Origin of the sequence: Streptomyces sp. NPDC051051 (genome assembly GCF_040682975.1) — a bacterium.
Lineage (GTDB): Bacteria > Actinomycetota > Actinomycetes > Streptomycetales > Streptomycetaceae > Streptomyces.
Map to the genome: position 1 here is coordinate 145,514 of NZ_JBFBCB010000012.1, position 7,554 is coordinate 153,067.

Sequence of the window (7,554 nt, forward strand, 5' to 3'; positions counted from 1 at the left end):
CGCCCCGCCCAGGACGCCGCCGCGCCTTTCGAGCAGGGCGTCGGCGTTCCCCTCGTCCGCCGTGCCGGCGGCCACGATGCCGTCGTGCTCGCCGGCGGCGGCGCCCGTCGGCTCGGCGGCGCCGACAAGCCCGGTGTGCGGGTGGGCGGGCGCGCCCTGCTCGACCGGGTGCTCGGAGCCTGCGCCGACGCGGAGACCACGGTCGTCGTCTCGGACCCGCGGCCGACCGTCCGGCCCGTGCGCTGGGCACGCGAGGATCCGCCCGGCGCGGGACCGGTGGCGGCACTCGGCGCCGGGCTGCGCCACGTCACCGCGGGCTCCGTCGTCGTCCTCTCCGCCGACCTGCCGTTCCTCGCGGCGGACACCGTCCGGCGGCTGCTGGCCGTCCTGGACGCGGAGGGCGCCGAGGGCGCGCTGCTCACCGACGCCGACGGCCGCGACCAGCCGCTCGTCGCCGCCTACCGCACGTCCGCCCTGCGCCGCGAACTCTCGGCGCTCGGCGAGGAGCACGGCGGCCTCACGGGGCTGCCCCTGCGCCGGCTGACCGCCGGTCTCGACCTCACCCGCGTCCCCGATCCCGTCGCGTCCTTCGACTGCGACACCTGGGACGACATCGCCGCCGCCAGAGCACGCATCAGGGAGCATGGCCACGTGTTGGATGAATGGATTTCCGCAGTCAAGAACGAGCTGGGCATCGATCTCGAGGTCGACACCGGTGCTCTCCTCGACCTCGCCCGCGACGCCGCCCACGGAGTGGCCCGGCCGGCGGCTCCCCTGACGACTTTCCTGGTGGGCTACGTCGCCGGGCGGGCCGGGGGAGGCCCGGAAGCCGTCGCCGAGGCGACCCGCAAGGCCGCCGCCCTGGCGATCCGCTGGGCGGAGGAGGCCGGCGGGACCGGTGGGACGGACGGGGCCGCCGCTCCCGGTGCCGGGTCCGCCCCGGGACAGCCCGACGTGGCACCCGACGCCACGCCCGACACCCGCCCGGACGCAGGATGACCGCCCCCGGCATCCGGGACGGTGAGGACGCCGAAGAGGATCTCGACGTCGAGGAGGCGCTCGCCCTCGTGAAGCACGGCAACCGACCCGCCCGTCCGGCCGCCGACGCCACACCCGCCCCGGCGGTCACGCACGGCGAGGGTCATGGCTCGCACGCCGGCACCGCCCCCGCCCGCGAAGCACGTCACGGGAAGGCCGTCGCCACCGCCTGGGCCGACGCCCGCGCCCGCGCCGGTCGTACCGCCCGTTCCCTCGCCGCCCGCGGCACGCCCGTCTCCGTGGCTCTGGAAGACGCTCTCGGCCTCGTGCTGGCCGCTCCCCTCACCGCCCTGACCGACCTGCCCTCCTTCGACACCTCCGCGATGGACGGCTGGGCGGTCGCCGGGCCCGGTCCCTGGGCCGTACGCGACCAGGGTGTTCTGGCCGGAGAGGCCGGTCCCGCCCGTCTCGTCGACGGCGAGGCCGTCCGGATCGCCACCGGTGCCCGGATCCCCTCGGACACGACCGCGGTGCTGCGCAGCGAGCACGGCCGCACCGACGAGAAGGGCCGGCTGTACCCCGACCGGGACCTCCAGCACGGGCAGGACATCCGTCCACGCGGCCAGGAGTGCCGCAGCGGTGATCAGTTGCTCCCCGTCGGAGCGGTGGTGACCCCGGCCGTGCTCGGGCTCGCCGCGGCCGCCGGATACGACACGCTCGCCGCGGTCCCCCGCCCTCGTGTCGAGGTGCTCGTCCTCGGCGATGAACTCCTCACCGAGGGCCGCCCGCACGACGGACTCATCCGGGACGCGCTCGGACCGATGCTTCCGCCGTGGCTGCGGGCGATGGGCGCCGAGGTGGTGGCGCTGCGCAGGCTCGGCGACGACGCGGAAGCCCTGCACCAGGCCCTCACCACGTCCACGGCCGATCTGATCGTCACCACCGGCGGGACGGCCGCGGGGCCCGTCGACCATGTTCACCCCACCCTGCGCCGCATCGGCGCCGAACTGCTGGTCGACGGGGTCGAGGTGCGTCCCGGCCATCCGATGCTGCTGGCCAGGATCACGGAGGACCGGCACCTCGTCGGCCTGCCGGGCAACCCCCTCGCGGCCGTCTCCGGGCTCCTCACGCTCGCCGAGCCCCTGCTGCGCACTCTCGCCGGCCGCCCCGCCCCGGAGCCGTACACGTTGCCCCTGCGGGAGGCGGCGCACGGTCATCCGCGGGACACCCGGCTCGTCCCGGTCGTCCTGCGAGGCGACCACGCCGTGCCGCTGCACTACAACGGCCCGGCGATGCTGCGGGGCATCGCGGCGGCCGACGCGCTCGCCGTCGTGCCGCCCGGTGGTGCGGGAGTCGGCCAGGAGACGGAACTGCTCGATCTTCCATGGGCGGCAGCCGGGGTCGACGCCTGTTTCACGTGAAACATCCGAAGGGGGCGAGTCGTCCGGGTGTTTCACGTGAAACACCCGGATAGGTCGTGTCGGGCCGTTTCACGTGAAACATTCCCGCGGAGGAGTGCGCCGTCGGAAGCATGGCGCCCGGCTCACGCCTGCTCGACCACCTTTGCCCGGCTCACCGTGATCACCCGGTCCCCCGCCTGAAGCTGCGTGAGGCGGGGGTCGGCGAAGTCCAGCAGCTCCTTGCCGCGGACGACCGCCACCACCAGGTCCGTGGACGCGCGCGGCGACTTGCCCGCCTCCTGCCCGGTGACGGGGCGCTCGATGAGATCCAGGCCGCTGCCCAGAGTCATGAGGTCCTCCAGGGTTCTGGCCACGGTCGGGCTGACCATGGAGACGCCCAGCAACCGGCCGGCGGAGCTGGAGCTGGTGACCACGGTGTCCGCGCCGCTCTGCTTGAGCAGCGGCACGTTCTCGTCCTCCCTCGCGGCGACGACGATCGTGGCGCGCTTGTTCAGCTGGCGGGCGGTGAGCGTGACCAGGGCGGCGGTGTCGTCGCGCTGCGGGGCCACGATCACCCGGGAGGCGTGGGAGACCTCGGCCTTGAGCAGCGTCTCCGAACGGGTGGCGTCCCCCATCACCGACACCAGCCCGTCGTCCCCGGCCGCGTGCGCGGCCTTGCCCTGGGCGTCCACCACGACGATCTGCTCCTTGGGAACGCCCTGTCCGACGAGCGTCTTCACCGCGTGCCGACCCTTGGTGCCGTAGCCGACGACCACGACATGCCGGTGGGTGCGGCTGCGCCAGCGGTGGATGCGGACCTGCTGACGGGTGCGCTCGGTGAGGACTTCGAGGGTCGTGCCGACCAGGATGATCAGGAACAGCACGCGCAGCGGCGTGATGACGAGGATGTTGACGAGTCGGGCCGAGTCGCTGACGGGGGTGATGTCGCCGTAGCCGGTGGTGGAGAGGGTGACGGTGGCGTAGTAGGCGGCGTCGAGGAAGTCGACGGAGCTGTCGGAGTTGTCGTTGTAGCCGCCCCGGTCGAGGTAGACGATCAGTGTGGTGACCATCAGCACCAGCAGGCCGAGGGCGAGGCGCCGCAGCACCTGCTGGAGCGGGGGGAGGGCGCTCTGCAGCGGCATCGTGATGGAGCGGCCCGCCTCGGCGTCGTCCCGTGCTTCGGCGCGCGAGCGGTACCACAGGGACCGGAAGAGAGAGAGCCGTCCCGGTCCGGTCGGCTGTCGTTCATGGTCTCGCATCGCGTGGCCCCCTGTGGTGGTGATCCGATCGGTGGGCACCATGGTTCACGGCGGAGTCGCGCCCATCGCACGCGACACCCGTTTGCCCACCGAGCTTTCGCCCAGCAACCCGGAGGTCCCCCTTGCGCGACCACACTGTCGTCGTCGGATTCGGAACGAAAGGCCGCTCCGCGATCCGGACCGCCTGTACGGCGGGGCTGCGAAAGGAGCAGGTCGTCGTGATCGATCCCGATGCCAGGATGATCGAGGCGGCGACGGCCGAGGGCTACGAGGGTGTGGTCGGTGACGGCACCCGCAGTGACGTCCTGCGGCGGGCGGAGGTGCAGCGGGCCGGGCGGATCATCATCGCGACGGAACGCGACGACACGGCCGTGCTGGTGGCCCTGACGGCCCGCCAGCTCAATCCGCGGGCGAAGATCGTGGCCGCGGTGCGCGAGGAGGAGAACGCGCCGCTGCTGAAGCAGTCCGGCGCCGACGAGGTCATCACCAGTGCGGGAGCGGCCGGGCGGCTTCTCGGCCTGTCCGTGCTCAGCCCCGCGGCGGGCCGGGTGATGGAGGACCTCATCCACCAGGGCAGTGGACTCGACCTCGTCGAACGGCCGGTCACCAAGGCCGAGGCGGGGCGCGCCCCGCGCGAGACGGACGACCTGGTGGTGAGCGTCGTGCGCGGTCACCGGGTGCTGGCCTACGACGATCCGTCCCTCGGGGTGCTGGAGTTGACGGACCGCCTCGTCACCATCGTGCGGGTGCCGCCGAAGGCGCCGAAGGCCCTGCGCTTCTGACCGGGCCGCACACCCCGGCCTGCGGTTGAGGGGCGCCGCCGCACGGTGCGGTGGCAGAGGCGCAACCGCTACTTGCGGTTGTAGAGGCGCATCGTCACGGGCCCGAAGACCAGCACGAACACTCCCGCCCAGCCCAGCGACCAGGCGACCTCGGCGGCCGGCCAGTCACCGGCCATCAGCCCGCGCACCGCGGACGCGAGGTGGGTGACCGGGCTGTTGTTCACGAACGCCTGGAGCCAGCCCGGCATGGTCCTCGGGTCGACGAACACGTTGGACAGGAAGGTCAGCGGGAAGATCACCATCATGCTGACGCCCATCACCGACTTCTCGGTGCGCAGCAGCAGCCCGAACATGGTCCAGATCCACGAGAACGCGAACGAGAAGACGATCAGCAGGGCGACGCCGGCGAGGACCCCGAGAACCCCGCCGTCCGCCCGGTATCCGAGGATCATGCCGACGGTGAGCATCACCACGGACGCGATGGCGTAGCGCAGGGCGTCGCCGAGGAGATAGCCGACCATCGTCGAAGGCCGCCAGATCGGCAGCGAGCGGAACCGGTCGAAGACGCCCTTCTCGATGTCCGTGTTCACCGACACGCCCGTGTACATGGTGATCATCACGACCGACATCACGAGGATGCCGGGCAGCAGGAACTGGATGTACTCCTCGGGCGATCCGGCCAGTGCGCCCCCGAAGAGATAGGTGTACATCAGCACCATCATGATCGGGAACGCCGTGACGTCGAACAGTTGCTCCGGCACGTGTTTGATCTTGAGGACGGCCCGCCAGCCGAAGGTGAGGGAGGTCGACCAGGCGCTCGGCCGCCGCGGGCGCTCCTCGGCGACCAGCAGTGCCGCGAGGGAGTCGGCGCGGACCGGCGCGAGGTCCCGGGTCTCGTTCGTCGTCGCGGTGCTCATGCGGCCACCTCGTTCTTCAGGGCGTCGTCCGCCTGGGTGTCGTGTCCGGTGAGGGCGAGGAAGACCTCGTCCAGGCTGGGCTGGCCCAGCGAGAAGTTGTCGACGGTGACACCGGTCCTGGCCAGCTCGCCCAAGGCCCGGGCGGCCTGCTCGGCGGCCGTGTCACCGGCCGTCGCGGCCAGCCGGGCCGTCAGGGCCACCGGGTCGGGGTCGTGCTGCACCCGCGCGCCCAGCACCCTGCTCAGTACCTCAGCGGCCTGTCGGCGCTGCTCGGCGTCCCGCAGCCTCAGATGGACGGACCCGGCGCCCACGGACGCCTTCAGCTCGCCCTTCGTGCCTTCGGCGATCACCTTGCCGCGGTCGATGACGGCGATGCGGGACGCCAGCTGGTCGGCCTCGTCGAGGTACTGCGTGGTCAGCAGCACGGTGGTGCCCTGCGCGACCACCGCTCGCACGATGTCCCACACCTGGTTGCGGCTGCGCGGGTCGAGCCCGGTCGTCGGCTCGTCGAGGAAGAGCAGGTCGGGCGTGCTGAGGATGGACGCGGCGATGTCGATACGGCGGCGCATGCCGCCCGAGTAGTGCTTGACCTGCTTCGAGGCCGCGCCGGTGAGCCCGAAGGCCTCCAGCAGCTGTGCGGAGCGCTCGCGCGCGGCCTTCTTGGCGTGCCCGAGGAGCCGGGCCAGCAGCACCAGGTTCTCGGCGCCGGTGAGGTCCTCGTCCACGGACGCGTACTGCCCGGTGAGGCTGACCAGGCCGCGCACCGCGTCGGCCTCGCGGACGACGTCGTGGCCGAAGACGTGGGCCTGGCCGCCGTCGGGCCGCAGCAGGGTGGCGAGCATCTTCACGGTGGTGGTCTTGCCCGCGCCGTTGGGGCCGAGGACGCCGTAGACGGTACCGGCGGGGACGGCGAGGTCCACGCCGTCCACGGCCCTGGTCCCGCCGAACGTCTTCACCAGGCCCGCGGTCTCGATCGCCAGGCCGGCGGTGTGCTGGCTCATGGTGGGGTGTTCCTTCCGCGCATGTGGGTGATGCAGGGAAGACCTCCACCACCGCGCGAACTCATCGGTCGCGCACCGGGTTCTCGCCACGGCCCGGCCCGGCCCGGCGGGCGGAACGGCTGCGACCGGCCACCGCGGGGTAGCGTCGCTCTCATGCATGCGATCACGATTCCCGAACCTGGTGGTCCCGAGGCGCTGGTGTGGGACGAGGTCCCCGATCCCGTACCCGGCGAGGGCGAGGTCCTGGTCGAGGTGGCGGCCAGTGCCGTCAACCGTGCCGACGTCCTGCAGCGGCAGGGCTTCTACAACCCGCCGCCGGGAGCCTCGCCCTACCCCGGCCTGGAGTGCTCCGGCCGGATCGCCGCGCTCGGCCCCGGCGTCTCCGGCTGGGCCGTCGGCGACGAGGTGTGTGCTCTGCTCGCGGGCGGCGGGTACGCCGAGAAGGTCGCCGTTCCGGCCGGACAACTGCTGCCGGTGCCCGAAGGGGTCGACCTCGTGCGGGCCGCGGCGCTGCCCGAGGTGGCCTGCACGGTCTGGTCGAACGTCTTCATGATCTCCCACCTCCGTCCCGGCGAGACGCTGCTGGTGCACGGCGGTTCCAGTGGCATCGGCACGATGGCGATCCAGCTGGCCAAGGCCGTCGGCGCCACGGTCGCCGTCACCGCGGGCAGCGCGGAGAAGCTGGCGCGGTGCGCCGAGCTGGGCGCGGACATCCTGATCAACTACCGCGAGCAGGACTTCGTCGCCGAGATCGGGAAGGCCACCGACGGTGCCGGCGCCGACGTCATCCTCGACAACATGGGCGCCAAGTACCTGGACCGCAACGTCCAGAGCCTGGCCGTCAACGGCCGGCTGGCGATCATCGGCATGCAGGGCGGCGTCAAGGGCGAGCTGAACATCGGCACGCTCCTCGGCAAGCGTGCCGCGATCAGCGCGACCTCGCTGCGAGCCCGCCCCCTCGGCGAGAAGACGTCGATCGTCGCGGCCGTACGCGAGCACGTCTGGCCGCTGCTCGCCGCCGGCCAGGTCCGTCCCGTCGTGGACCGCGAACTCCCGATGAGTGACGCGGCCGCGGCGCACCGGGTCGTCGAGGACAGCGGGCACGTCGGCAAGGTCCTGTTGGTCGCCCGCTGAATCGGCACCGCAGGACCTCAGGGCTTCTCGTGGGGATCGGGCCGGACTCCGGCCCACCCCCCCCGCCTAAAGGCAATAGAAAA

General features: G+C 72.5%; 6 protein-coding genes and 1 pseudogene. 4 read left to right on the forward strand and 3 right to left on the reverse strand.

From position 1 onward, the window contains the following. Positions 1-84 precede the first annotated feature (84 nt). Entirely contained in the window at positions 85-999 is a 915-nt protein-coding gene (locus tag AB0N31_RS12570; protein ID WP_366058344.1) for an NTP transferase domain-containing protein, read from the forward strand. Then, positions 996-2,399 carry a molybdopterin molybdotransferase MoeA gene (locus AB0N31_RS12575; RefSeq protein WP_366058331.1) on the forward strand — a complete coding sequence of 468 codons (1,404 nt, stop codon included), beginning with the start codon at positions 996-998 and terminating at the stop codon, positions 2,397-2,399. Before AB0N31_RS12570 ends, AB0N31_RS12575 begins: the two co-directional genes overlap by 4 nt. A gap of 122 nt (positions 2,400-2,521) precedes the next feature. Here the strand turns inward: AB0N31_RS12575 and AB0N31_RS12580 are convergent, their stop codons facing one another. Then, positions 2,522-3,637, reverse strand: coding sequence for a potassium channel family protein (locus AB0N31_RS12580; RefSeq protein WP_366058332.1), 1,116 nt, complete (start codon positions 3,635-3,637; stop codon positions 2,522-2,524). A 113-nt stretch (positions 3,638-3,750) separates the two neighbouring features. Here AB0N31_RS12580 and AB0N31_RS12585 point away from each other — a divergent pair. After that, a pseudogene (locus AB0N31_RS12585) lies at positions 3,751-4,419 on the forward strand (NAD(P)-binding protein); the annotation flags it as partial. 68 nt (positions 4,420-4,487) lie between these two features. On the opposite strand, the gene AB0N31_RS12590 reads toward AB0N31_RS12585, so the two are convergent. Together AB0N31_RS12590 and AB0N31_RS12595 are read right to left on the reverse strand one after the other, a co-directional pair. Then, complete coding sequence (locus AB0N31_RS12590) at positions 4,488-5,336, reverse strand: ABC transporter permease (protein WP_366058333.1); 849 nt, start codon at positions 5,334-5,336, stop codon at positions 4,488-4,490. Beyond that, complete coding sequence (locus tag AB0N31_RS12595) at positions 5,333-6,337, reverse strand: ATP-binding cassette domain-containing protein (RefSeq protein WP_366058334.1); 1,005 nt, start codon at positions 6,335-6,337, stop codon at positions 5,333-5,335. Before AB0N31_RS12595 ends, AB0N31_RS12590 begins: the two co-directional genes overlap by 4 nt. A 153-nt stretch (positions 6,338-6,490) precedes the next feature. On the opposite strand from AB0N31_RS12595, the gene AB0N31_RS12600 reads away from it, so the two are divergent. Beyond that, positions 6,491-7,471 (forward strand): NAD(P)H-quinone oxidoreductase, encoded by a 981-nt coding sequence (locus AB0N31_RS12600; RefSeq protein WP_366058335.1) that lies wholly within the window; start codon positions 6,491-6,493, stop codon positions 7,469-7,471. The last annotated feature ends 83 nt before the right edge of the window (positions 7,472-7,554 follow it).

Bases quoted from the DNA above. Each gene is read 5' to 3' on its own strand.
- AB0N31_RS12590 (WP_366058333.1), bottom strand. From the start codon at position 5,336: ATGAGCACCGCGACGACGAACGAGACCCGGGACCTCGCGCCGGTCCGC.
- AB0N31_RS12580 (WP_366058332.1), bottom strand. From the start codon at position 3,637: ATGCGAGACCATGAACGACAGCCGACCGGACCGGGACGGCTCTCTCTC.
- AB0N31_RS12600 (WP_366058335.1), top strand. From the start codon at position 6,491: ATGCATGCGATCACGATTCCCGAACCTGGTGGTCCCGAGGCGCTGGTG.
- AB0N31_RS12595 (WP_366058334.1), bottom strand. From the start codon at position 6,337: ATGAGCCAGCACACCGCCGGCCTGGCGATCGAGACCGCGGGCCTGGTG.
- AB0N31_RS12575 (WP_366058331.1), top strand. From the start codon at position 996: ATGACCGCCCCCGGCATCCGGGACGGTGAGGACGCCGAAGAGGATCTC.